The sequence below is a fragment of the Paenibacillus gyeongsangnamensis genome (assembly GCF_027533625.1).
GTDB lineage: Bacteria > Bacillota > Bacilli > Paenibacillales > NBRC-103111 > Paenibacillus_G > Paenibacillus_G gyeongsangnamensis.
In genome coordinates this window covers 218,497-241,018 of the sequence record NZ_JAQAGZ010000009.1, presented here as the reverse complement: position 1 = coordinate 241,018, position 22,522 = coordinate 218,497, and the positions used below count along the sequence as shown (strand labels likewise).

The following is a 22,522-nucleotide window of genomic DNA, read 5'->3' as shown; positions in this document are numbered from 1 at the left end:
GAGTTTATCTGCTAAATCAATGGAATTAGGAGGTACGTATGAAATCACGAATCTTTACGACCCTGCTGTTATTAGGTCTAATGACTTCTTCTTGTGCGAACGCGATCGCTCAGCAAAAGCACCCTGTACTATCTGAAACCCATAGTCAATCTGACTTCGAAATCCTAAAGGATAAATCGGTTATGACCGACTTCCGAGAAGACGACCTTGTTACCCGCGCAGAGTTTACAGCGGTGCTCGTTCACCTTCTTGAACTTCCGCTTGCTTCCGATCATAGTAAATTCGAGGATACGAAAACCCATTGGTCGGATAGTGTAGTTGCAACCGCGAACACAAAAGGATGGATTAACGGAAAGACCGATACTCTTTTCTATCCTGACGACCACGTTACCGGTCATGAAGTTAACCTTATTCTCGGACGTGTAGGAATTCCCGAAACCGTCTCTGAAATCGATACCCCGATAAAGCGCGGTGATATCGCCGCCGTAGCACTCGCAGAGTATAAGCGAACACATGACTCCGAACCTTCAACGCTCGCAATCACGAAAGCGATCGCTACCTCACCTACTTCAGTTGACGTAACCTTTACGGACGGAAAAACAACGACGATAATCGTACCTTCCCTCCAGCCTGCAAGACAAACTTGGGAGACTGTCGAGTACAACGGATTGAATTATAATTTTACCGTAACGTGGCAAGGTTCTCCTGTGAAAACAATTAAGACCTTTAAGACTCGCCTATCGATACATGCTGGCGAAGTCGAGAAAGACCGCCTTCTGTATCTAACATATAACGAAAATGGTGATTCCGTACCTCTCCGTGATGGGGAAACCGTGGAATTCTCTAGCGACGACCCTCATGTAACAAAAGACGGATACTTCGACAATACTTCGAATCCGCTCCCTGTTGGCTCAACTGTAACATATACTGCGACCTTAAAGGATCGAAAAGGGAAGATTATAGACTCTGCCGCGACAACGGCTACTATCTACGACGCCGCCGTAGGATATCGACCTACATCGTTTAAAACGGTAACTCTCTCAGGTAAGACTTGGGACTCTAAGTACGTTACCGTACAAAATGATGGGAATCGTGACCTCGACCTGATGATGGTAGTGGACACCGCTGTTGATCAAAATGGAACTTCTGTTAACTTAAAAGATATAGACATCGGGGATCATACGTATTATAGTACCGACGAGCGGATAGTGAAAGTCGATAATACCGGAAAATTGATACCTGTCACTCCTGGAATTGCGCAGGTAGGAATTATTATTGGTGACTTCTCCTATCAAGCGAGACTAGAGATTTTTCCCGAGCAAATCCCTACCTCCTTGGTTTATTCTCCAGAGGAACTTAAGTCCGGAGATACATCATTTAGCTTCTCAGTAAAAGATCAATTAGGACAAAAGCTGAGAATTTCCGTAGACCCGAAGAACTTTACTATCAAGAGTGATAACCTAGACCTAAGTGGGGCTAACATAGCCGACGCGAACGGTAATGTTTCTGTTTCAGGAGTTAATCTCCCTACCGGACAGAGTAAAATTAATGTTTCTTACGGCGGCACTGATCTTGGTCAACTAATATTGACGGTGAGGTAAACTTTTATGAACGATAAAGAGAAAATATTGCACCTACTACGCCGAACTCGTTTCGGTACATCGAAGTCGGAAGTTGAGAGCTACCTAAGTACTCCGATCAAGAATATCGTAGACCAAATACTAAATGCCCCCGCTACCTCTCCGAGTCCTAATGTAGACTTGACCTATCAAAATAGTAACGAAGAATTGATATTTTGGTGGTATAACGAAATCATAACTACCGCGAACTCTTTCTTGGAGAAAATGACTTTGTTCTGGCATAATCATTTTACATCGTCTTTAACTTCGGTGAGTCCGGTTTATATGGCTGAGCAGAATCAATTTCTCCGATCTCACGCTCTTGGGAATTTTAAGACCTTCCTGTATGAGGTCTCTATCGAACCTGCAATGATGATATACCTAAATAATCGTTCCAACGTGAAGAAAGCTCCTAACGAAAACTACGCCCGAGAGCTTATGGAACTCTTTACAGTCGGCGTCGAAAACTATAATCAGGATGACGTAAAAGACGTAGCAAAGTCTCTGACCGGTTGGAGACTAAATAGCGAATCCGAGACCGTCTATTTTGACCGGAACTCTTTTGACGATTCCTTCAAAACAGTCTTCTGTAAACGTGGCGACTATGATCTTAATGATGTCATTCGGATTCTAACATCTTCGCTAGACTGTGCGAACTTTATTGTAAAGAAGGTCTGGAATAAGTTCGTATTCCCGAATCCTACCGATCAGGATATCAAACCCTTTGCTGACCGCTTCTTCGATAGTGGGTACGATATAAAAGGTTTATTCCGAGATATCTTCCTATCGGATGCTTTCTATTCCGATAAAGCCTTAAGATCGATAGTGAAAGACCCTACGGAATATATGACCGACTTGATAAGGAAAGTTCCGACCTATGAATTCTCAATTCATGATCTCTACCTCGTAAACCAAATGGGTATGACTCTCTTTAAACCCCCGAACGTCGCCGGATGGAAGGGTGGCAATTGGTGGCTCTCGGCAAGTTATCTATTTGCTCGCGGAAACTACGCTGAGAAAATCTGCAATACCGCGACATATGAAAAACTAGGTTTAGATAAGTCAACGGGAACTGCCGCTGTAGATCAAGTCCTAGACTATGCGGGATACTACGACATCTCCCCGACTACAAGAAAAGCTTTAAACGACTACGCGAACGGGCAAAATGACCCTATGCAGTTGCTGAGAGGTTTATTGTATCTAGTCTATGTGTCTCCCGAAGCACAGTATACCTAAGGAGTGTATTCGATGAGTAATCCGATGAGCAGAAGGGAATTCTTAGGACTGTCCCTAAAAACAATGACCGCTTTCGGGCTGACCCCGCTCTTATTTAATAGTTTCGCCGAACAATTCGTAAAAGCCGATTCTGTTGCCTCTACGGACCCTGTGCTCGTAGTTATTCAGTTAACAGGAGGTAATGATGGTCTTAACACGATCATTCCCTACGGAATCGGAGCCTACTACGATGCTCGCCCGACGATCGGCTATAAGCAAAATGAAGTTATCCCGATAAATAACACTCTCGCATTTCAACAATCTCTTAAAGGTTTATCGTCGATTTACGGAGACGGTAAACTTGCAATTATCCAGAACGTAGGTTATCCTGATTCAAGCCGTTCTCATTTTGAAGCTCAGGAGATATGGCAAACGTCTTCTCCGAATCGAATTGAAACTACCGGATGGGTAGGACGTTATACTGATCTCGCGAACGAGAAGAAAGACCCGTTGTTTGCCTTAACGGTCGGTGCAACGACAAAAGCCTTAGATGCTAAAAACTTACAGTATCCACGTATAGACGATCCCCGAGCTTTTAAATTCGTTATGCACGCGAAAGCCGACGAGATCGCCCGCCGTGACCGAGCTATCTCGGCTATGTACAAGAACTTCGACCGAGGTTTATCCGCATTAATCGCATCGGACAGACTTGTAAAAACGAGTAAATATCAAGACCCGACTAGTCTTTATCCTTCTAAATACGGATTCTCTCAACGTTTAAGTTTTATTGCCCAATGTATCGCTTCCGGTTTGCCGACGAAAGCCTACGTAACCGAACTTGAAGGAGGGTTCGACGAACACGAGTCAGAACGAAACTCCCATGCGAGAGTGTTGTCTACGGTCGACGAAACCCTCTATGCCTTCTACCAAGACCTCCGACAGCGAAATGTACTGGATCGAGTCGTGATCGTGGTCTACAGTGAATTCGGTCGGCGAGTTCACGAAAACGCAAGCGGAGGAACTGACCACGGAACCGCGAATCCGGTATTTGTCATCGGAGGAAAGGTAAAGGGAGGACTTTACGGAGACCTTCCGAACTTTCATAATCTCGATGCCTTCGGAGACTTCAAGTATGGAATCGACTTCCGTTCAGTCTTTGGAACCCTAGCTGAATCGTGGATGGGCGTTCCTACTAAGTCCATTATGTTCGGAAAGACCTACGAAACCCTCCCAATATTTTAAATAGCCTCTCGGCAATGCCGAGGCAGATGGAACAAGGCTCTGCTCGTACCATCAATATGAGATTCCTCCCAATTTATTGGGGGGAATTTTTATTTGATCAAGCTTCAAACTGGAAAAAACATTTCTAAAACTCGCCAATTTCTTGCAAAAAACACTTGACTTTTTAAAGTCGCCCCAAAATCGCGTGAGAAGGGTGTCTTCTACCTTACCAACCGAATTGGGGTGTTTCACTTGAAACCGGTTTATGTTTCGCATTCCGCTTACCAAAGCTTTGTGCTTCAGCAGCTTCGCCAGCACTATTCCGGCGGTATCCTCGTGCTCGTGAACTCAGACTGGCCCCTCATCCTCCGCTGTCTTATTACCGATCTTTCGTTTACAGCCACCTACCTGCGTGACTATTACGATCTGAGAGGACCGGCCCCCCGTGACCCCGCCTCCATGCTACGATCATACCTTTTATTTCTCATGACCAACCCAGAGATTGGCCTGACCAAGTGGGTCGATGAACTATATAGGGTTCCTCTCTATGCCATTCTCAGCGGTTTTGAACCCGGCGACATCCCCGGCGTCGGTACTTTCTACGATGTCCTGTCCCGTTTCTGGGCTGCAGACGAAAACCATTTGAAACCAAAGAAGAAGCCGAAGAAACGAAAACCCAAGAAAGGCAAGAAGGGAGAGAAGGCGCCAACCACTTCACCTGGTAAGGTTCAGCGTTTGGTTAACCGGTATTTAAAATATGGAGCATCCCGGAAAGACCAACCCTTTGACCGCCTGATGGAGTTTTTTCAGTCTCAGATCCTTGCGGTTTCTGCACAACTCGGCTTGCTTGGAGATCCAAGCGCCCTTGATGTTGCCGGTGATGGCACGCCCCTTCAAACGGCTGCTTACACCCGCAGCAAATCGACTTGTACTTGCAGTGCCCAGGGCCTTGCGAATTGCAACCATCCCCGTCTCTATTCCCAGCCAGACTGCGACTCCGGTTGGGACAGCGCTCGGGAGAGGTATTTCAACGGATACCATCTGTACATGCTCACTGCTGCTAACAGTAAGCACGATCTGCCTTTGTATCCAAGACTTCAGCCCGCCTCTCGCCATGATGCGGTAAGCTTTGTCGTCAGTTCCATTGAATTTTCGCAACGTTTCACCTTGGGCACATTGGATAAGATGCTCCTCGATGCCGCGCATGATGCCGGGGCAATCTATGATCTTCTGCAGCATCAACAGATTGAACCCTTCATCGACCTTAATGTCCGTGGTACAAGAATCTAGAGACAGACGGCAATATGCGCATCTCACCAGAAGGCATTCCCATTTGTCCCATTGGAAAGAAGATGCACCGCAACGGCTACGAAAAGAAACGAAAGCGCCACAAGTGGATTTGCCCACTACAACGAGGTACGGAAAACTTATGCTCCAAGCCCTGCACAACCGCGAAGCATGGACGTACTTTCCATATATCCTGCAAAGACAACCCGCGGCTTTTCCCGGAAACACCTCGCGACTCCGAAAAGTGGAAGCTCATTTACAAGCGTCGTACGACGGTCGAACGTTCCAACAAACGGGAGAAGATCGATTACAAATTGGAGTCCGGCCGACATCGCTCAACGAAGATGTGGTACATCCGCACATACGGCATTATAATGTGCCAGCATATTGACGCTTGGTATGTCCACCAGGAAGAAAAGCTGAAAGAGCTTCGAAATCTTGTGAACCTGCCTGTGGCATAACTCGGCTCATTTTAAAAAAAATCTAATGAAACGGCTTCTTTGACATGCCCACTTTTGAAAATATCTTGAAAACGGAAGTTTGCACTTCGGTTATATCCGAATTTCCAGTTGTTTTCGCTATTTGCCGCTCTTATCCCCCTTCGACTTCCGAGAGTCTATTTAAGTCAAGTAAAAGTTGAACTTCGGTACAATTTATCCGAGGTTCAACTTTTGCTTGACTTTCTATGATCCTTAGGTCGCTGGCTTGGCATAATGCTTGTATCTTTTCCTTTATAACTGAACAGGCCGCCCAGTAATGCCGGCAGCATGTGGTCGTTGTGCACTTTCCTGTTAGTCCTAGTCTTTGCTGTTTCGATTTGCAAATTATAGAGAATTGATTACGTAGATTATACTGAAACTGACCCATATTGAGAACGGTGCCTTTTGCTTATCATAGCTGCCTTATACAGGAACCGATGTGAGCCCGACTTCTTGCTCGCTCCATTCCCAAAACCGGTGTGCTTGTTCATCATTTTTCGCTCTCGCAGAGGTTGCCGCCACTTTCTTTTTGTAAAAGTACTCCCCATTGACCGTTCGAACCTCCGGCTCGAAGCCAAATAAAGAGCCGTCTCCGCGCCCTGCGCCGAGGTGAGGAAGAATGGACGCAGCACGGCGTGGATTGCCTTGCCGAAGCCGGTATCGCGATCGATGCCTATGTTCGTACTGACTGCGCCCGGATGCAGGCTGTTTGCCGTTGTGGAAGTACCTTCCCTTAATCCACTACAATATGAATTAAGCAAAGTGTAGGGATGAAAGATGCAGCGGAAGAGTTACAGCAAGGAATTTAAACAGCAGCTCATCTAAGAAGCACTCGAAGTAGGAAATGCCAATCAAGTCGCAAGACGTCATGGAATTGACGGCAAGATGTTATCCCGATGGATTCGTCAATCCAAACAAACAGATTAGAAAAAGACCGCTCCGGAAGCCAAAAAAATAACGGCTTATACGCCATCACCCAAGGAATTTCAAGAGTTGGAATATGAGAACGACAAGTTAAAGAAACTGCTGGGTGAAAAGGATCTGGAGATAGCGATTCTGCGTGACCTCGTAAAAAAGGTGAACCCCGCCTATCGGACAAAATAGAGATCGCCGACACATGGATTGCGCGGGGGTATAAAGCTGCAGTGTTGCTGCGAATCGTCGGGTTCAATGAAGCTACGTATTACTACCGAAAAAAGCATTTCAAGAAAGAACGAGTATACAATGGTGGTCGTCCAATCCCTAGGTATTCTTTCAACCACCAAAAGCGTCCCATCAGTGACAATCTGATCAAGGAATGGCTGATGGAGCTCATTGCCGGGGAAGAGTCAACCTATGGTTATCGAAAATTAACCGTATGCCTCAAGCGGCAGCATGGTGTATATCGACTTTGCCATGAACTAGACATCCTTCAGCCTCAACGGCGAAAACGGGTGCAGTATCCCAGAAAGCTGGCAAATAACCGGGAAATCCGGGGCTCTAATCAACTTTGGGAATAGACGTAAAGTACGGTTATATCGCAGCAGAAGAGCGGTTCTTTTTCCTGCTGAGCCTCATTGATGTTTATGATCGGTCGATCATCGATTACCACATGGGTCTGTCTTGCGAAGGCAAACATGCCGCGCAGATCGTACAACGTGCCCTTTGGAAACGACAACTCTTTGGTAAAGAGTCCCTACCGATGATTCGTACCGATAACGGTCCGCAGTTCATTAGCCATGTCTTTGAAGAAACCTGTTTGAAGCTTCAGGTAGAGCATGAGCGAAAACCGCCAAAAACACCGAACAAAAATGCACATATTGAGGCGTTTCATGCCATTCTGGAGAAGGATTGTCTATCCAGACATGAGTTTGATAGTTATCAGGATGCTTATCAGACCGTATCAGACTATATCCTATTTTATAATCAGCGACGGATTCATGGCAGTTTGTACGATTTATCTCCAGTCTAATTTGTACAAGCTATTCAGCAGCAGAATGTACCACCGCTGGTCATTAAGGTCTAGCAGACGGACAAAGCCCTTTACATGGAGAGACGGGCATGATTGTATTTGTCAACTGAAAAATCCACCATTCGCTCATTTAAAATTCCCCCACCTTTGAAAATTTGACTTGGCTTAGCGAGTGGGTTGACATACAATTAATGGAAGATGGGAAAAATCCGGTATGCCCTATTAAGCTATACCAGCTAATAGCTTGTCAAGATTTCCAGCACGATAATGTTAACTGCTGTAATATAGTGAAAAGTAGGCATGCCAAATAACCCTCCATTTCCCCATGTTTTTTTTGAAGGTTATAGTGCGGAATGTCTTTTTAGTTTTTAAGATTGCGAAGATCCAGTGAATCAACTTAATGGCACACGCGACCAGGGTTACTTTGTGTGGCTTTCCTTCGGCTCTCTTTCGGTCGTAATATTCCTTAAGTCGAGTATTTCGTGAACGCGTCAACCCGCATTGAACAGCCATAATTAAGGCGTATCGCAGTTGTCTCGCCCTGCGTTTGGTGATTCGATTCTGGGTTACCGTAACTTTCCGGACGAAAAGACGCTTGGATCTATACCGGCATAAGCTACGAGCTTCTTTGGATGATGAAATCGATCGATTTCTCCAATCTCCGCTAAAATTGTGGCAGCAATTTTAGGTCCGACTCCTGGGATCGATTGAATTAAATCATACTCATCAATTTCTTCAAAATAAAAAAGGATCAACCAAAAAAAATGGCTGACCTCATAATACGATCGGGCAGGATAATACTTGTATCTTGTCGAATAAACCCAAGGTAAGAAACATCCGACTAAAAGGGATTGGGGGGCGTTACCCAAACGCTAAAGTAGCCTTTTAGTCAGTTGGAAGCTGATTGATCACATAGATCGATTTTGAGAGTTTATACAAAATTCTTGACAGACTCGTCTAATGTATGAACTATCCCGTTGAAACGGCTACGCTTGTTTCAACGAATCGTTTTTATGCTCGATGGATCAACTTTTCTACGTCGGACTGATAATGCTTCTAGTCCCCAACCATATCATTGATGGCTAAAACACGAGCATTCAAAAGGTGAATCGTTTCTGATAAAATGCTATTAATTTTTCATGACGTTCCTTAGAAATCATAGTATATGGCTCATATAGATGTGTTTCATTATAATCTAAGTGTTTTATCAGCTCTGCGCTATGCTCATAGATATCTCCATCCGTATTGTATGTGATCCAATACCAATTATTATTTTTATCGTACTTTATGTTTAGTTGTTTTTGAAGAAGGGGAACAGCATTTATCAGCGGCACACCATCTCCCAAATCTAACACATGTATTATCCGTTGTTCTTTATCTTCATGTAGCTGAAAGTAAATACCTCTCGCATACATATTCATTCCTCCCACTTTAAAGTAATTTTTGTCCTGTTTTCTCAAACACTCTTAGTTTTTCAACTTTGACGACTTGAGGGAATTTGGAGGAGAACGGGAAGTATTCAGAGCCAGATTTACTAGATCACAGTCGAGGATATTAAGGGGCGGTGAGATCTTGTTACCATTTTGGTTCACAGCTCCGCCTTGCGGCTTAATGCTACCCTTAACTTTCCAGCAAGTCAGGATAGCTATGGGCGAACGTATCTCTGCTCGCTTGCCTCTTCGTACTTGTGATCCACTTCGATCTCATTTTGTTGTAAATACGGTCTTCTCCAAGCAGCAGAAGAACAGTTATTTCACAAGGCGATCCACCAATGTTAGCTCAGTGATATATTCTCCTTCCCCATTCACAGAATCTCGCATGTCCTGCTTTGCTGACTGGGACTCATGCTCGTTCATATTCATTTCACTGCTTTAACCGTAGCCATGCGATGTTATCCAAAATCGCAGTATCCCTTGTCCTGACTAGGCGCACGGTAATTTGTGCATCTACGGACTGGAAGTCGGGGTTCATTAAAAAATGTAAATATCGAAAAGACAGCCTGGACTGACTTGTTAAGCGTACTCGTACATCGTTCTATGAAGCAATTAGCACACTTCTTTTTATTGATGTTATACATGTGAAAATGTGAAAACTTAGGATTTCAAGGGAGATTCGCATTAGCTAATGGAAAAGAACTGGTTGCAGAATGAAGCCTCTGCTCAGCGGCTGTACAGGTTTTTGTGTGGGCTCTTCCGCTAATCGGCGGAATCAAGCAATTATTGCGTTGTCATCCCCCGATATAATGCATTTCAATCTTCTGACGATTCGTAGGTCGGTCTTCAAAAAACGTTCCTCCGAATATTGAACGTGTCGAAGATTCCAAATTTCCGCTATCTTATCTCTAACGATTTCATTTCTTGATTCGGACCGAATCAAACTCATCAAGTCTGTCCCTTGTGTGGCGAAGAGGCATGTGAATAGCTGACCGTTTGCAGCAAGACGCGCACGATTGCAGCTTGAACAAAAGGGTTCACTTACCGAAGATATAATCCCGATTTCATCATCAGACCCCTGATACCGATAACGTGAGGCTACCTCACCCGAATAATTGGCCTCTATAGGCTCAAGCGGCATCAAGTTATGAATCAATTCCTTGATTTCTTGTTTGGTTACGACTTGTTCAAGATTCCACCCATTGCTATTTCCAACTTCCATAAATTCGATAAATCGTAGAATATGGCCCGTTTTCCGAAAATATTGCGCCATCGGTAAAATGTCGTTTTCATTTTTTCCCTTCTGCACGACCATGTTTACCTTTACGGCAACCCCCTCGGCAGCAGCAGCTTCAATTCCTTGCAGAACAGTGCTTACACTGCAGCGCCCCCCGTTCATCCGTTGAAACGTCTCTTCATTTAGACTATCCAAACTAACATTGATCCGTTTCAACCCCGCTGCGCTAAGTTCCTTTGCTTGTTTAGAAAGAAGAGATCCATTGGTCGTTAAGGTAAAGACCTTCAATTTCGGTCAATCTTCGTATTAAGTCCGACACATTTTTCCGTAACAGAGGCTCTCCTCCGGTTAGACGGATTTTCTCAACCCCTAGCGACACGAAAATTTGGGCTAGTCGGTCTATCTCCTCAAAAGATAACAGTTGATTTTCTTTCATAAACGGAAAATCCGGACCGAATATTTCTTCTGGCATACAGTACCGACAGCGGAAATTGCATCGGTCTGTCACAGATATTCGTAAATCACGAAGAGGACGTCCAAGCGCATCAAGTATCTTATTCGTTTCCAACCGTTATCCCCCCTCATCTCGTGATAAAGCAATGAACCTATATAGAAAACCAATCCTACATAGGTTCATGGATATTATTCTAAATCCGGGCTATTCGATTACAATCTTATCTCCGCGGCGAATTCGCCCCGTTTGAATCACTTTGGCATATACCCCCATGGCACCTTTATTATGCTTAACTGCTGTCCGCAGAATCGCCGGATCGTTGGGGAGATCTCCTTGAGCCAAGGTTGTCATGATGCACCGAATACAGGGCTGCGTTACTTGAAGCAAGACTTCGTCGCCGATTCGAATCTGTTTGCCGACCCAACCGTTCTCCACAAAACCTTCTTCATTGGGGACATCTATGACAATATTGGTCCTGAAACGTCTAACCTCAATACGGCTTTCCGGAATCAGCTCTCTCATTTTGTTAATGCTTGCGGTAGTTAATAAGTGAACGATGTCAATATCATAAAAAGTGCCTTCCGGAGAGCTGCGTGTAAAAACGGATTTCCTATTATTGAGTCCTTCAATATCAGGGATATATCCCTCAAACTGAACATCGCCGGCTTCGGAGGAAATCGTCGCTACTTTGACAGGCCGATCAAGATGCTTGGTTAGCCTTTGATCTAAGTCTCCATCCGTTGTGACTCCCCAACTGCCGTCGGGAAACGTAATTCTAACCGCAGGAAGCTTCGCCGGATCTTGAGGCGGTTCAACATAAGCGGCGCGATAATCAAACATATTCGGCCATTTGATCGGATTCTTTGCATTAGCAAGTTTACCTGTTGAAGTATCAATCAACGCATATTTTCTATCTCCGACCAGTCCTTCTTCCGTTATATCGGTTGCATTTAACTCTTCGCCCATCATCGATTTGACGGGATATCTCCATAGCGAGACTACATTCGGCTGACCCATAGCAGCATCTCCTTCTTACACATATTCCTCTACCATACCCACATACAACCGGCTTCATACCGTAGGATTACACTTACTATAATTTTATTAAAGCTATAGATCAATATTGAATTTTTAATCAAACCCATAGATGAAATAAATCGTTTATGGACTTCAAACTCTGATTTATGAACTATTGGAGAGATAGCGAAAGGGGCAATAGCAAACCTCCCAACTATAAAGTAATGTTTTCGCCTATTTTTCGCGTTTATTCTCAAGATTTCAACTTTGACAGATAAAGAGGTCTTTGGCCTTCGGTATGCTTCGGATCCATTGGTTTTACAAGACATTAGGCTTACCAGACTTAGGGCAAGCTTATGGTTCCAAATTTTACTTATGGCAAATTTTTGGGTTAATTCAAATCAATTCGGATGATCTTTCAGAAGAGATTGCTATTATTTATTTATGGCAATCTTATGGTTCATGGGATGGTGAATTTATAGGTAAAGTCACACGGTTTATAACCCCTACCAAGCACGCAAGTGAGATACGAATCTTCCACATCCGGTTCTGATATGATGAACGGGATATCGATCGGAAGTGCCGCTACTGCCTTTTGAACCTTCCGAATGTGCTCCTTCATTAAGGGCTGGTCTACACTGCCGGTATCGGCCGAGAGAATGATCAGCTTTGTCTTGCATTCTCGATGAGCGAGCTTATACCGGATACATTTTTGCATGATCACTGAACTATCCTTGCCCCCTGAAAAATTAGCGACCACCGTATCGTGCTCTGCAAAACACCGCTCTATTGCCGCATCCGTCTCCCGCTCCAGATCCTCGGGAACCGCCTCATCGATGGCAAACTCCTCACCGCCGAACGAAGTTGCAGCTGCAGGTCGTTCTACCCTCACGTCTTCGTCGCTAAACAAGGAAAGCGTTTCATACTCCATGACATCCTCTAAGCGAAGGGGCCAACTCATCGTCGCCCCGACTACGTAAGGAGCAAATGGCTGATGGAAGAAGAACTCCACTAGTAGCGCCATATCTTCTCGCACAAACCAAACTTTCAGTTTATGCTTTGGCGATACGAGCCGCTCTGGAACGTGCCGGCCGGCCATCTCAAACAAGTAGGCATCCAAAAAAGTCCGAATCGGCAGAAATACCCCGAAGTCTTGCTTCTGAAGGTACCCAAACAACTCACCGGTTAAGCCTTCTTCATCAAGGATGCGATTCCACTGGATGCCGCTGTCTTCCCCAAGCAGCCGCCCATCGGGAAGATCGTCAATGCCCATCCAATGATGGATGACCATATGGACATCTCCCGTCGAGAAGACAGCCGTGAAATCCCTAATGTTCCGGGAAAATAAAAGTATTAGACCGGATGAGTTGATTTCATGCAATTTTTGAATTCCAATCACGGCAGACTCTGTTTAATAAGTCTTAGACTGAGCCAATAAAAGAAACCGCGGCAGCCTAGGACGGGAAAATAAAGTCCTAGACTGTCGCGGTTGTCGAACTAACGTACCCGTTCAATTAGGGATGGCTGGTGCTGTCAGCCACGCTGGTACTGCCCCGACTTAAGGGTCGGAGGCTTCTTTATCCTATTTCAACCACGTTCCTGTAAACCCTGTCATCGGTTTAAACTTTAGCTCATGCACCAATTCATCAATAAGATGTTTTTGACTATTTTCAAATAGCTCCAACGTTGGAATATTATTTAGCGCCATATTTTTTGCCCAATCTGGCATAAATACAGATTCTGTAATTTCTTTTTTGAAATTATCGACCATTTCTTTTACGACCAATTCTATTTTAAGTAAATTTTGTTCCTCAAGGTATTCATGCATTACTTTATTGAAATAAAAAAAATGCCGTATCTTTTGACGACGATACGACGACGATTATTCTGCTTCATATTGCTTAACCCGCGCCTATAAAATGAAACAGCGGCGGGCCGCTGTTTATTCAACTAATGTTCTCAGAGGGAGCGCAATGATCTAGCTTTATTATATGTTACGGCATCGGACAACTTCTATTACAATATTCTTTAATTAAGTTGACACTAAATTAAGTAAATGCTAATATTATGCCATGATCGAAAAAGCCATTCACGCTTTGTCAGAACCACGGCGCCGGGACATCCTTACGCTTGTCCAAAACGGCGAGCTTGCTTCCAGTGCTATCGCCGCTCATTTCGACGTAACCGCACCTGCAGTTTCGCAGCATCTCAAGGTTCTCGAGGACGCCGGCCTTGTCGCCGTGCGTCGCGCGGGCACCAAACGGTACTACCGTTTGAGAAGGGAGGGCTTCAGTGAATTGAAAGAATATATCGACCGTTTTTGGGATGAAAGCCTGCAGCGCTTGAAAGAGGCCGCGGAAGCCGAAGAAAGGAGCCGTCATGAACAGCGAGAACGAAAGTAAAAGCGTCACCCGCGAACTGTTTATCGAATGCAGGCCGGAAACACTCTTTCCTTTTTTTACCAACCCGGAAAAAATGACCCAATGGATCGGTCGGCACGTGCTTCTGGAGCCGAAAATCGGCGGCGCCTTTCGGATCGATATCAACGACAGCAATATCGCGGTAGGTGAATATGTCGAGTTGGTGCCATACGAAAAGGTGGTGCTGACCTGGGGCTGGACACACTCTCAGCTCATGCCGCCCGGTTCCAGCACCGTTGAATTCCGGCTATATCCTGAAGCGAACGGTACGCGGCTTGTGCTTACGCATTCCGGTTTACCGGTGGCTGGAATGCCTTCTCAATTACAAGGGTGGCTACATTATACAAGCCGGTTGCAGGCCGTGGCTCAAGGCCGTGACCCCGGTCCCGATCCGTATGCTACACCGTCGGGTCGATAAACTGCACGTTCGATACATATGGAAACCAAAGGAGGAATTAAGGAAATGAACACAAAGCAATTGTCGGAACAATTAGCGCCTGCCGCGCATTACCGGAAAACGCTACTCATTAAGGCATCACAAGAGAAAGTTTTTCAAGCTCTTTCAACCAACCATGGAATTGCGGGCTGGTGGACCGGCAACGTGCAAGGTGAACATGAGAAGGGAGGCATCGTGCGTCTGGAATTCGATGGGCCCGGCCACCTTATTGAAATGCGTATCGACGAACTTCGTGATCCGGAGCTCGTGGCTTGGAGCTGCGTGGCCCACAACGCTTTTCCCGAATGGCCGTCGACGAAGGTGATTTTCGCACTTACTGCCGAATCAGAGGCATCCTGCAAGTTAAGCTTTGAGCACCTTGGATTGAAGCAACAGTGTGAGTGTTATGGAGATTGCTCACGCGGCTGGGATCACTTTCTATTAAGCCTCGCTAGCTTCTGTGAAACCGGCTCGGGCTCCCCGTGGAAACTCTAAATTTAGTTACCGTTCTGAAGAGATCCAGGAAGTTGCAAGGTATGCCAGTGGCATGTGCTGCTGGCTTTTTTCTTCATCTACTTTGTGGGTAGTGCCTGCTTCACTGGCATGGAGCTCTACTGCCCGTTTGTTGAGTGGAGCCCACAAAAACGAAAACAAGCGATGGATAGGTTCCATCGCCGCGCTATCGTCTCCCGTTAGTTGAACAATTAACTTAACCATCTCTTATGATCGTTGTTAATTACAATCTCCTGAAATAAACATACAAATCAACAAATTGTGTTTCACTTTTCTTGAACGCCTCTTTTATCGTTCCTACGCGCTCAAAACCCAAACTTTCCCACAGTCGAATAGAAGCAGTATTACTAGAAACTATTGAATTAAATTGAATGCCTCTATAGCCACATTGCCGAGATTTTTCAATTGAATGGTTCCCCAACATCTTTCCAATTCCTTTTTTTCTATAGTCGAATCGGACGGCATATAATGCATTTGCAATATGACTGCCTCTCCCTGGATAGTTCTTATGCAATATATAAAAGCCTACAACTTCGCCACTTTCAAGGTCAATGGCGCAATAAATTTCATCTTGTTTCTTTATTATCTCCATGATCTTGTCTTTAGAAAAATGTTCTGTCCAAAGAAAACTTTCACCTTCATCAATAACATGGTTCCATATTAACTCTATAGCAGATGCATCATTTTCTTGGTATGATCTAATTTCAATACCCACGTCAGAACCTCCTTTTCCGTTTATCTAATGTATTTCAGAAATTCGTTATCCTATTTTGTTTTCCTTTTTTTATTAAAACGCTAATCTGCCAGTTAGAGAAACGAAGGGCCGCCACGCGGCAGCCCTTCCGACATTAAACTATCGTACCCGTTAGTTTAACAAACTTGTGCCACGAAACCCGATTGCCACTGATAAACAAGCCTAGTTTTATTGCCCTTAGACACTTCATAGAGATTACTTCCTTCGGCGGAATTTTTCCTTCTACGTTTCGTTCTTACGGTTGAAGCAGGGAAATAGAATGGATGTGAAGTCCGTTTCATCGAAGGAGGATTCCAATGGCATACGGTCCATTCAGTCCATACAAAATGGTTGCTTATACATCGATCAATCGCGAGGACATCCCTTCGGGTCTGAGCTATGAAGCTCTTGTAGTGGCATTCGAGCGAGAACTGGGGCGGTGGGATCCGGTCGTCGGAACCGCGCTCATTGAGGAAAAAGCGTCTTGGGAGAAGGTGGAGAAAGCCTTTCAACGCATGGCGGGTCCCCATGGACTTATGATTTTTTTTCATGTGAATCAGGGCCGGTTAACCTCGCTTCATCAAGGCATTAAAAATGCGTTCTGTATATAGTCGGCAACGGAGTCGTCGCCGAGCCCATTCTTGCCATAGATATTCGGGCCAGTTTGTATGTACCGTTCCGGTTTGTCTTTACGATAACGGCAACCCGTGCGGCGCGATCATCGGATATGAGCGTCCATCGTCTTTTCTGGCGACATTGAATCAAACTGCGCTATATCCCTATGGCCGCTTGCTTGACTACAGAATGGACTGTGTTGTGTAGTCCATTTTAAGAAACTATCGAGGTTAGCAAAGAGCCACCCGCTGTTTGTAAAATTAAACCCCGCTGACAACGACAACAAGTATCCTGGTGGTTCTCAAATGCCTTCCATTGTAGGGCATGTAAAAATCAATTGTGTCAGTACAGGTGCCACTGTCAACATCGGTGATGCTGCCTCAAGCCGATTCCGTTCATCGGACGGATCGCCGGACATATAGACGAGCTGTTTGTCCTCGTTCATAAATAAGAAAACGTTTTCATAACTCGGATCGAACATTTGCTTGCTCAGACGCTCGATCTCTTCCAGCGAAAAATAAATCGACAGCAGCCCGAGTACGGTTGGCTTCGGAAAATCACTCAGCTTTTTGTGTATCACCAAATATCGTCCACCGCCCCACTGCTTTATTTCATAGCCGGGCAGGCTATTCCAATCGTCCTTCCGATCTGAGGGAATCACCTGCTGCGGGGCGCTCGGCTTTTCGAATGATCGCCGCCGCCACGCCTTTTCTGTAATAATGGTCTACGATCTGTCCCGCTTCCAGGAAGGCGCTGCGCGTCACGTCCACATGCCGGGTTACGCGTTCGTCCTCCGGATCGCTTATTTCTCTTACTCTAGTCCTATACCTTCGTCAAATCCAAGCATAATGTTCATATTTTGAATGGCTGCCCCCGAGGCGCCTTTTCCCAAATTATCAAATCTAGAAACAAGTAATATTTCATCTTTATGGCCAAAAACAAATATATCCAAATAATTTGTATTATTGCATTGCATGAGATTAAAGTAACCGTCTTCAAGATATGCCTCAGAGTCGTATGGAATAACTCGAATAAAACGTTCATCTTTATAATACGAGGCAAGCAGTTCTTGAATATCTCTTGCCGTTACATTCTTTATAAACATTCTAGGAAAGAGAGGAATAGTAACTGCATCACCCTGATAATAGTTTGCGACTATTGGAGTGAAAAGTGGTGCTGAGTTCAACCCAGAATACAGTTGCATTTCTGGAAGATGCTTGTGGTTAAGGTTAAGTGCATATTGTCTTGGTGCGAAAAGCTGTTCTCTATTTGAGTTCTGATATTCAGATATAAGTCTCTTACCTCCACCACTATATCCTGTAAGCGAATAACAAGACGTAGGGTAATCCCTCGGTATAATTCCTTCAGCTACCAAGGGCTGTATAGCCAAAATAAATCCTGTCGCGTGACATCCTGGGACTGATACTCTAGATGAATTTTGGATTTTATTTCTTTGATTTTTATGTAATTCTGGTAATCCGTATGTCCACTCCTGGTTGGTCCTAAACGCCGTACTTGCATCAATTATTTTGGTCTTATTATTACTTATCATAGATACGGAATCCCTTGAAGCGGAATCTGGAAGACAAAGGAATACAACATCTGCTTCATTTAATAAAGCCCTACGGGCTTCGTAATCTTTTCGCTTTTCCGACTCAATTTTGATTACTTCTATGTTAGAAATCTTAGATAAGTAATCATGTATTTTTAAACCTGTTGTACCTTCTTGACCATCCACAAATATTTTATATTTCACTTTTCCACTCCTTACCATTTATACATGTGTATAATTATATATCGAAATGTATATATATTCAATTGTAATTGTTGAGTTATCCTGCCCAATCGCAACGAGGCTGCCGATAATCACTCCGCGGCAGCCTCGAGATGTTGTTTTATTGAACTAGCGTACGAGTTAGCTTAGTCGAAATTGCATAAGCTCCCAAGCCTACCGCGCCTTCGGCAGCGGCTTCTGTTCCTTGTACTGGAGCTCGTACAGCCGGTAATAGTATCCCCGCTGCGCAAGCAGCTGGTAATGGCTGCCGATCTCGCGCACCTTGCCCTTGTGCATGACGATAATCTGGTCGGCATGCTGGATCGTGGATAAGCGGTGGGCGATGATCAGCGTCGTCCGGCCGGCGGAGATATTGTTTAGCGCATCCTGCACGACGAGCTCCGTCTCGGTATCAATGTTCGAGGTCGCCTCGTCGAGAATCAGGATTTGCGGCTCGAAGGCGATCGCCCGGGCGAAAGAAAGCAGCTGGCGCTGGCCGAGCGACAGGTTGATGCCCCGCTCCCCGAGCAGCGTGCCGTAGCCGTCCGGCAGCGTCCGGATATATTCGTCGATGTGCACCATCTTCGCCGCTTGGACCACTTCGGCATCCGTAATCCCGGCGTTGTTTAGCCGGATGTTCGAGGCGATGTCGCCCGTGAATAGGAAGACGTCCTGCTGCACGATGCTGATGTAACGGCGCAGCTCATCCAGCGGAATGTCGCGGATATCGACGCCGTCCAGCTTGATGCTGCCCTTCTGGATATCGTAGAACCGGTTGATCAGCTGAATGATCGAGCTCTTGCCCGCGCCGGTAGCCCCGACGAAAGCGACGGTCTGTCCGGGCAGAATGGTGAAGGATACATCCTTCAGCACCCAATCCTCCCCCGCGTAGGCGAACCATACGTTCTCGAATGCAATCTCCCCGCGCACCCGCTCCGGCAGATGCCTCGGCTTCACGGGATCGACGATGGCCGGCTGTTCGTCGAGCGTTTCGAAGATCCGCTCCGCGCCCACCATGGCCGTCTGGATTTGGTTATATTTCTCCGCCAAGCTCATCAGCGGTTGGAAGAACTGTCTGACATAATGGGTGAAAGCATACACGATACCGAACGTAATGCCTCCGTCAATGACGCTCGCGCCCCCGTACCACAGCAGCAGGGCGATCGCGATATTTCCCAGGAAACCGATGGCCGGCTGGAAGATCGAGTTGATGACGGTGCCCCGCATTCCAGCCCTGTAGTACTCGGTATTATGCGCGTCGAACTGCTCCCGCTGCCGCTCCTCCCGGATAAACAACTGAGTGATCCGGATTCCGGACAAGTTCTCGGCCAGGAAAGAATTGAGTCTCGATAGAATAACCCGCGATACCCGCTGTGCTTCCCGGATGACCGAGCGGTACCAGAACGTCAGACCCGCGAGGAACGGAAGCACGGCGAAGGAGAGCAGCGCCAGCTTTACGTTCATCTGCAGCATGATTACGATAATGCCGATCAGGACGATCATATCCTTCACCAGGTTGACGACGACCTGGGAATACAGCTGGTTGAGCGCCTCCGTATCCTGCGTGACCCGGACCACGAGCCGTCCGACCGGATTGCGGTCGAAGTAGGACATCGACATGCGGCTGAGATGCGTGAACAGCTGCTGCCGGATGTTGAAGATAATGGTCTGCCCCGTGAACTGGAGCAGATTGCTCTGGTAATAGTTCAGCAGCGCAGCGCCGGCCACGGCCAGCAGGAACAAGGCGCCCAGCTTGGCAAAACCGAGATAGTCCTGCTTGCGGAACGCATCCAGGGCGGCGGGGTCCAAAGGAACGGCAGGATAAGTTTTCCCGTCGACGATCACCCCGCCGTTACCGCCTGCCGCTGCTAGAATATTCGCCCCTTCTACGGATGCCTGGGCCGGGAGCCAATCCGGAACGAGCCATTCCTCCCCGCCCGCTCTCACAATTTGTGCTTTGCCCAAACCCTCGGGAAGGGTTGTGCCCGGGTCGAGCCGGGCGTAAGCTTTGCCGTTCCAAACGACCGTTTCGCCATATTCGCGCTTCAGCCGGTCGGCCTGAAGGGCATCGGCCATGGCCATCGGCTTATGCAATCCGTTAATATGTCCGTCAATGGCAATCTTCATAATGTAGGGCCGGGCCAGATCGGAAACGACGCTAAGGAAGGCCAGCATGATGCAAAGCAGAATCATTCGCCAATAAGGCTTGGCGTAAGACAGGAGCCGCGAAAGCAGCTGCGAGTCCTTCAGATGATTGATATTATTCTCCGAATGAATATTCATGCTCCGGCTCCCCCTTGGAGCAACCGCGCCTGCGTCTGCGCCATTCCGTCCTCGCGCTCCGCTTCCCGGTCAAGCAGCTGCTTGTGATACATGTCCGCATAGATACCGTTCTTGCCGAGCAGCTGTTCATGCGTTCCGCGCTCCACAATGCGGCCTTCATCCATGACGATGATCTGATCGGCGTTCTGAACGCTGGAGATCCGGTGTCCGATAATGATGGTCGTACGCTTGTTCATGACGGATTCGAGGCCTTCCAGGATCAGATCCTCCGTAATCGTATCCACGGCCGAGAGGCTGTCGTCGAAGATGAGCACGGAAGGCTTCTTAATAATTGCCCGGGCAATGCTCACACGCTGACGCTGACCGCCGGATAGAGAAATCCCCCGCTCGCCGAGCGCCGTATCGAATTGATGCGGGAATTCCACGATGTTGTCGTACACCTGAGCGACCTTCGCCGCCTCGACGACCTGATCGTCGGAGTACGGCTTCGGGTCGAATCCGATATTATCCCGAATCGTCGAAGAGAACAGGAATTGGTCCTGCGGCACAATTCCGATCTGTCCCCGGAGCGTGCGGAGCGGAATTTCGTGGATATCGTGCCCGTCGACGAATACCGTCCCCTTCGGCGGGTTATACAGCCTGACCAGCAGATGCACGAGCGTGCTCTTGCCGCTGCCGACCCGGCCTACGATCGCAAGACTCGTACCCTTCGGCACCTTGAGCGAAACGTCGCGAAGCGTCGGACGCCCCGCCTCCGGGTAAGAGAATGTCAGGTTGCGGATTTCGATGTCGCCTGCAATGTCCTGAATATCGTCCTTGGCCATGATGTCGTCCACCACGTCCGGCTCCGTGTTGAAAATTTCCATCAGCCGCTGCTCTGACGCTTTTCCGCGCTGAAGCAGGTTGACGACCTTGCCCAGCCCCTCGATCGGTCCCATCAAAAGCGACAGATACGTGTTGAAAGCCACGAATTCGCCGAGCGTAATGCCTTGCTTCAGGACCATAATACCGCCCACAATGACGGATACCAGGAAGCTGAAGCCGACGATCCCGGTGCTGAGGGCGCCGAAGAGCGAGTTGGAGCGAACGAACCGCCGGTTCATCTCCACCGCCCTCCGGTTGTCCTCGGTGAACAGCTTGCGCTCCGCCTGTTCCTGAATAAACGCTTTCACAACACGGATGCCTGCCGTGAATTCCTGCACCCGGCTTGTCAGATCGGAGATCGCCTCCTGCATATTGGCCGACTGCTCCATAATCTTGCGGTTGAATTTATAAGCAAGCAGGCTGAGGAGCGGCAGAGGCAGCATCGTGACAACCGTAAGCCACAGACCGACCGTCTGGACCATGGCGGCCACGGACACGGTGATCAGGAATACGGCCTCCATCACCGTAAAATACCCCTGCATCGTCACCTCCCGGATAACTCCCACGTCGCTGATGGCGTGGGACATCAGGTCGCCGATGCGCTGGTTGTTGAAATATTGCGCCGACAGCTTCTCCCAATGCGCGAACAGATCGCCGCGCACCCGCATCTCCAGCTGCCTTGAGAGACGAAACAAATACATCCGCGATACCGAACGGAAGAATGCGATGCCGAAACCGACGGCAATCATCCAGATTCCGAAGCGAACCGCTTCCTCGTAAGTGAGCTTGCCGATTTGGAGCCGGTCGGTGAATTGGCCGAGCAGCCATGGAATGAACAGCTGCATCACGGAAGATATGGACAATAATGCAAAACCCAAACCGTAGGACCAAGCATTGGCCTTGATGTGGGGCCAAAAAATATGATTCCTTCCCATCCAATATCCCCCTGCTTCTACTGAGACTATTGATAA

General features: G+C 46.9%; 18 protein-coding genes and 4 pseudogenes. 10 read left to right on the top strand and 12 right to left on the bottom strand.

Going from position 1 to position 22,522, the window contains the following annotated elements; all coding sequences use genetic code 11:
- Positions 1 to 38: 38 nt before the first annotated feature.
- The 4 genes from O9H85_RS15780 (at position 39) to O9H85_RS15765 (ending at position 5,345) form a co-directional block, all read left to right on the top strand.
- Positions 39 to 1,601: an S-layer homology domain-containing protein gene (locus tag O9H85_RS15780; RefSeq protein WP_269882387.1), complete on the top strand. Its 1,563-nt coding sequence runs from the start codon at positions 39 to 41 to the stop codon at positions 1,599 to 1,601.
- 6 nt (positions 1,602 to 1,607) lie between these two features.
- Positions 1,608 to 2,855 carry a DUF1800 domain-containing protein gene (locus tag O9H85_RS15775; RefSeq protein WP_269882386.1) on the top strand — a complete coding sequence of 416 codons (1,248 nt, stop codon included), beginning with the start codon at positions 1,608 to 1,610 and terminating at the stop codon, positions 2,853 to 2,855.
- Between the two features lie 12 nt (positions 2,856 to 2,867).
- A complete protein-coding gene (locus O9H85_RS15770) occupies positions 2,868 to 4,076 on the top strand; it encodes a DUF1501 domain-containing protein (RefSeq protein ID WP_269882385.1) in 1,209 nt (402 codons plus the stop codon).
- A gap of 231 nt (positions 4,077 to 4,307) precedes the next feature.
- Positions 4,308 to 5,345, top strand: coding sequence for a hypothetical protein (locus tag O9H85_RS15765; RefSeq protein WP_269882384.1), 1,038 nt, complete (start codon positions 4,308 to 4,310; stop codon positions 5,343 to 5,345).
- 899 nt (positions 5,346 to 6,244) lie between these two features.
- Here the strand turns inward: O9H85_RS15765 and O9H85_RS15755 are convergent.
- Positions 6,245 to 6,546: pseudogene (locus O9H85_RS15755) on the bottom strand (short-chain dehydrogenase); the annotation flags it as partial.
- Positions 6,547 to 6,598: 52 nt separating this feature from the next.
- Here O9H85_RS15755 and O9H85_RS15750 point away from each other — a divergent pair.
- Positions 6,599 to 7,772, top strand: a pseudogene (locus O9H85_RS15750) (IS3 family transposase).
- Positions 7,773 to 8,042: 270 nt separating this feature from the next.
- Here the strand turns inward: O9H85_RS15750 and O9H85_RS15745 are convergent.
- The 6 genes and pseudogenes from O9H85_RS15745 to O9H85_RS15720 all read right to left on the bottom strand — a co-directional run.
- A pseudogene (locus tag O9H85_RS15745) lies at positions 8,043 to 8,506 on the bottom strand (transposase); the annotation flags it as partial.
- A 363-nt stretch (positions 8,507 to 8,869) separates the two neighbouring features.
- A complete protein-coding gene (locus O9H85_RS15740) occupies positions 8,870 to 9,187 on the bottom strand; it encodes a hypothetical protein (protein WP_269882383.1) in 318 nt (105 codons plus the stop codon).
- Positions 9,188 to 9,999: 812 nt separating this feature from the next.
- A pseudogene (gene moaA, locus O9H85_RS15735) lies at positions 10,000 to 10,914 on the bottom strand (GTP 3',8-cyclase MoaA).
- A gap of 186 nt (positions 10,915 to 11,100) precedes the next feature.
- Complete coding sequence (locus tag O9H85_RS15730; RefSeq protein ID WP_269882382.1) at positions 11,101 to 11,913, bottom strand: MOSC domain-containing protein; 813 nt, start codon at positions 11,911 to 11,913, stop codon at positions 11,101 to 11,103.
- Positions 11,914 to 12,373: 460 nt separating this feature from the next.
- Positions 12,374 to 13,204 (bottom strand): adenine nucleotide alpha hydrolase family protein, encoded by an 831-nt coding sequence (locus O9H85_RS15725; RefSeq protein WP_269882381.1) that lies wholly within the window; start codon positions 13,202 to 13,204, stop codon positions 12,374 to 12,376.
- A 291-nt stretch (positions 13,205 to 13,495) separates the two neighbouring features.
- Entirely contained in the window at positions 13,496 to 13,684 is a 189-nt protein-coding gene (locus O9H85_RS15720) for a hypothetical protein (protein WP_269882380.1), read from the bottom strand.
- Between the two features lie 301 nt (positions 13,685 to 13,985).
- On the opposite strand from O9H85_RS15720, the gene O9H85_RS15715 reads away from it, so the two are divergent.
- The 3 genes from O9H85_RS15715 to O9H85_RS15705 are packed head-to-tail and all read left to right on the top strand — an operon-like array spanning position 13,986 to position 15,264.
- The gene (locus tag O9H85_RS15715; protein ID WP_269882379.1) at positions 13,986 to 14,315 is read left to right on the top strand and encodes an ArsR/SmtB family transcription factor; all 330 of its coding nucleotides are present in this window, start codon (positions 13,986 to 13,988) and stop codon (positions 14,313 to 14,315) included.
- Complete coding sequence (locus O9H85_RS15710) at positions 14,293 to 14,751, top strand: SRPBCC family protein (RefSeq protein WP_269882378.1); 459 nt, start codon at positions 14,293 to 14,295, stop codon at positions 14,749 to 14,751. The genes O9H85_RS15715 and O9H85_RS15710 overlap by 23 nt, the downstream gene beginning before the upstream one ends.
- A 45-nt stretch (positions 14,752 to 14,796) precedes the next feature.
- Positions 14,797 to 15,264, top strand: coding sequence for an SRPBCC family protein (locus O9H85_RS15705; protein ID WP_269882377.1), 468 nt, complete (start codon positions 14,797 to 14,799; stop codon positions 15,262 to 15,264).
- Positions 15,265 to 15,505: 241 nt separating this feature from the next.
- On the opposite strand, the gene O9H85_RS15700 is transcribed toward O9H85_RS15705, so the two are convergent.
- Positions 15,506 to 15,997 (bottom strand): GNAT family N-acetyltransferase, encoded by a 492-nt coding sequence (locus tag O9H85_RS15700; RefSeq protein WP_269882376.1) that lies wholly within the window; start codon positions 15,995 to 15,997, stop codon positions 15,506 to 15,508.
- Between the two features lie 335 nt (positions 15,998 to 16,332).
- On the opposite strand from O9H85_RS15700, the gene O9H85_RS15695 reads away from it, so the two are divergent.
- Both O9H85_RS15695 and O9H85_RS37770 read left to right on the top strand, forming a co-directional pair.
- A complete protein-coding gene (locus O9H85_RS15695) occupies positions 16,333 to 16,626 on the top strand; it encodes a hypothetical protein (protein WP_269882375.1) in 294 nt (97 codons plus the stop codon).
- A 309-nt stretch (positions 16,627 to 16,935) separates the two neighbouring features.
- Positions 16,936 to 17,052 (top strand): spore germination protein, encoded by a 117-nt coding sequence (locus O9H85_RS37770; RefSeq protein WP_409348147.1) that lies wholly within the window; start codon positions 16,936 to 16,938, stop codon positions 17,050 to 17,052.
- A gap of 204 nt (positions 17,053 to 17,256) precedes the next feature.
- Here O9H85_RS37770 and O9H85_RS15685 read toward each other — a convergent pair whose 3' ends face one another.
- The 4 genes from O9H85_RS15685 to O9H85_RS15670 form a co-directional block, all read right to left on the bottom strand.
- On the bottom strand, positions 17,257 to 17,400 hold the full coding sequence (locus tag O9H85_RS15685) for a hypothetical protein (RefSeq protein WP_269882373.1): 144 nt from the start codon (positions 17,398 to 17,400) through the stop codon (positions 17,257 to 17,259).
- Between the two features lie 41 nt (positions 17,401 to 17,441).
- Positions 17,442 to 18,386, bottom strand: a complete 945-nt coding sequence (argC, locus tag O9H85_RS15680; RefSeq protein WP_269882372.1) for an N-acetyl-gamma-glutamyl-phosphate reductase — start codon at positions 18,384 to 18,386, stop codon at positions 17,442 to 17,444.
- 192 nt (positions 18,387 to 18,578) lie between these two features.
- Entirely contained in the window at positions 18,579 to 20,687 is a 2,109-nt protein-coding gene (locus O9H85_RS15675; RefSeq protein WP_269882371.1) for an ABC transporter ATP-binding protein, read from the bottom strand.
- The gene (locus O9H85_RS15670; protein WP_269882370.1) at positions 20,684 to 22,486 is read right to left on the bottom strand and encodes an ABC transporter ATP-binding protein; all 1,803 of its coding nucleotides are present in this window, start codon (positions 22,484 to 22,486) and stop codon (positions 20,684 to 20,686) included. Before O9H85_RS15670 ends, O9H85_RS15675 begins: the two co-directional genes overlap by 4 nt.
- Between the last annotated feature and the right edge of the window lie 36 nt (positions 22,487 to 22,522).

Excerpts from the sequence above, each read along its gene's own strand:
- O9H85_RS15715 (WP_269882379.1), top strand. The coding sequence starts at position 13,986 with ATGATCGAAAAAGCCATTCACGCTTTGTCAGAACCACGGCGCCGGGAC.
- O9H85_RS15725 (WP_269882381.1), bottom strand. The coding sequence starts at position 13,204 with ATGGTCATCCATCATTGGATGGGCATTGACGATCTTCCCGATGGGCGG.
- O9H85_RS15675 (WP_269882371.1), bottom strand. The coding sequence starts at position 20,687 with ATGAATATTCATTCGGAGAATAATATCAATCATCTGAAGGACTCGCAG.
- O9H85_RS37770 (WP_409348147.1), top strand. The coding sequence starts at position 16,936 with ATGCCTTCCATTGTAGGGCATGTAAAAATCAATTGTGTCAGTACAGGT.
- O9H85_RS15710 (WP_269882378.1), top strand. The coding sequence starts at position 14,293 with ATGAACAGCGAGAACGAAAGTAAAAGCGTCACCCGCGAACTGTTTATC.
- O9H85_RS15740 (WP_269882383.1), bottom strand. The coding sequence starts at position 9,187 with ATGTATGCGAGAGGTATTTACTTTCAGCTACATGAAGATAAAGAACAA.
- O9H85_RS15705 (WP_269882377.1), top strand. The coding sequence starts at position 14,797 with ATGAACACAAAGCAATTGTCGGAACAATTAGCGCCTGCCGCGCATTAC.
- O9H85_RS15775 (WP_269882386.1), top strand. The coding sequence starts at position 1,608 with ATGAACGATAAAGAGAAAATATTGCACCTACTACGCCGAACTCGTTTC.
- O9H85_RS15780 (WP_269882387.1), top strand. The coding sequence starts at position 39 with ATGAAATCACGAATCTTTACGACCCTGCTGTTATTAGGTCTAATGACT.
- O9H85_RS15670 (WP_269882370.1), bottom strand. The coding sequence starts at position 22,486 with ATGGGAAGGAATCATATTTTTTGGCCCCACATCAAGGCCAATGCTTGG.
- O9H85_RS15730 (WP_269882382.1), bottom strand. The coding sequence starts at position 11,913 with ATGGGTCAGCCGAATGTAGTCTCGCTATGGAGATATCCCGTCAAATCG.
- O9H85_RS15695 (WP_269882375.1), top strand. The coding sequence starts at position 16,333 with ATGGCATACGGTCCATTCAGTCCATACAAAATGGTTGCTTATACATCG.
- O9H85_RS15770 (WP_269882385.1), top strand. The coding sequence starts at position 2,868 with ATGAGTAATCCGATGAGCAGAAGGGAATTCTTAGGACTGTCCCTAAAA.
- O9H85_RS15720 (WP_269882380.1), bottom strand. The coding sequence starts at position 13,684 with ATGGTCGATAATTTCAAAAAAGAAATTACAGAATCTGTATTTATGCCA.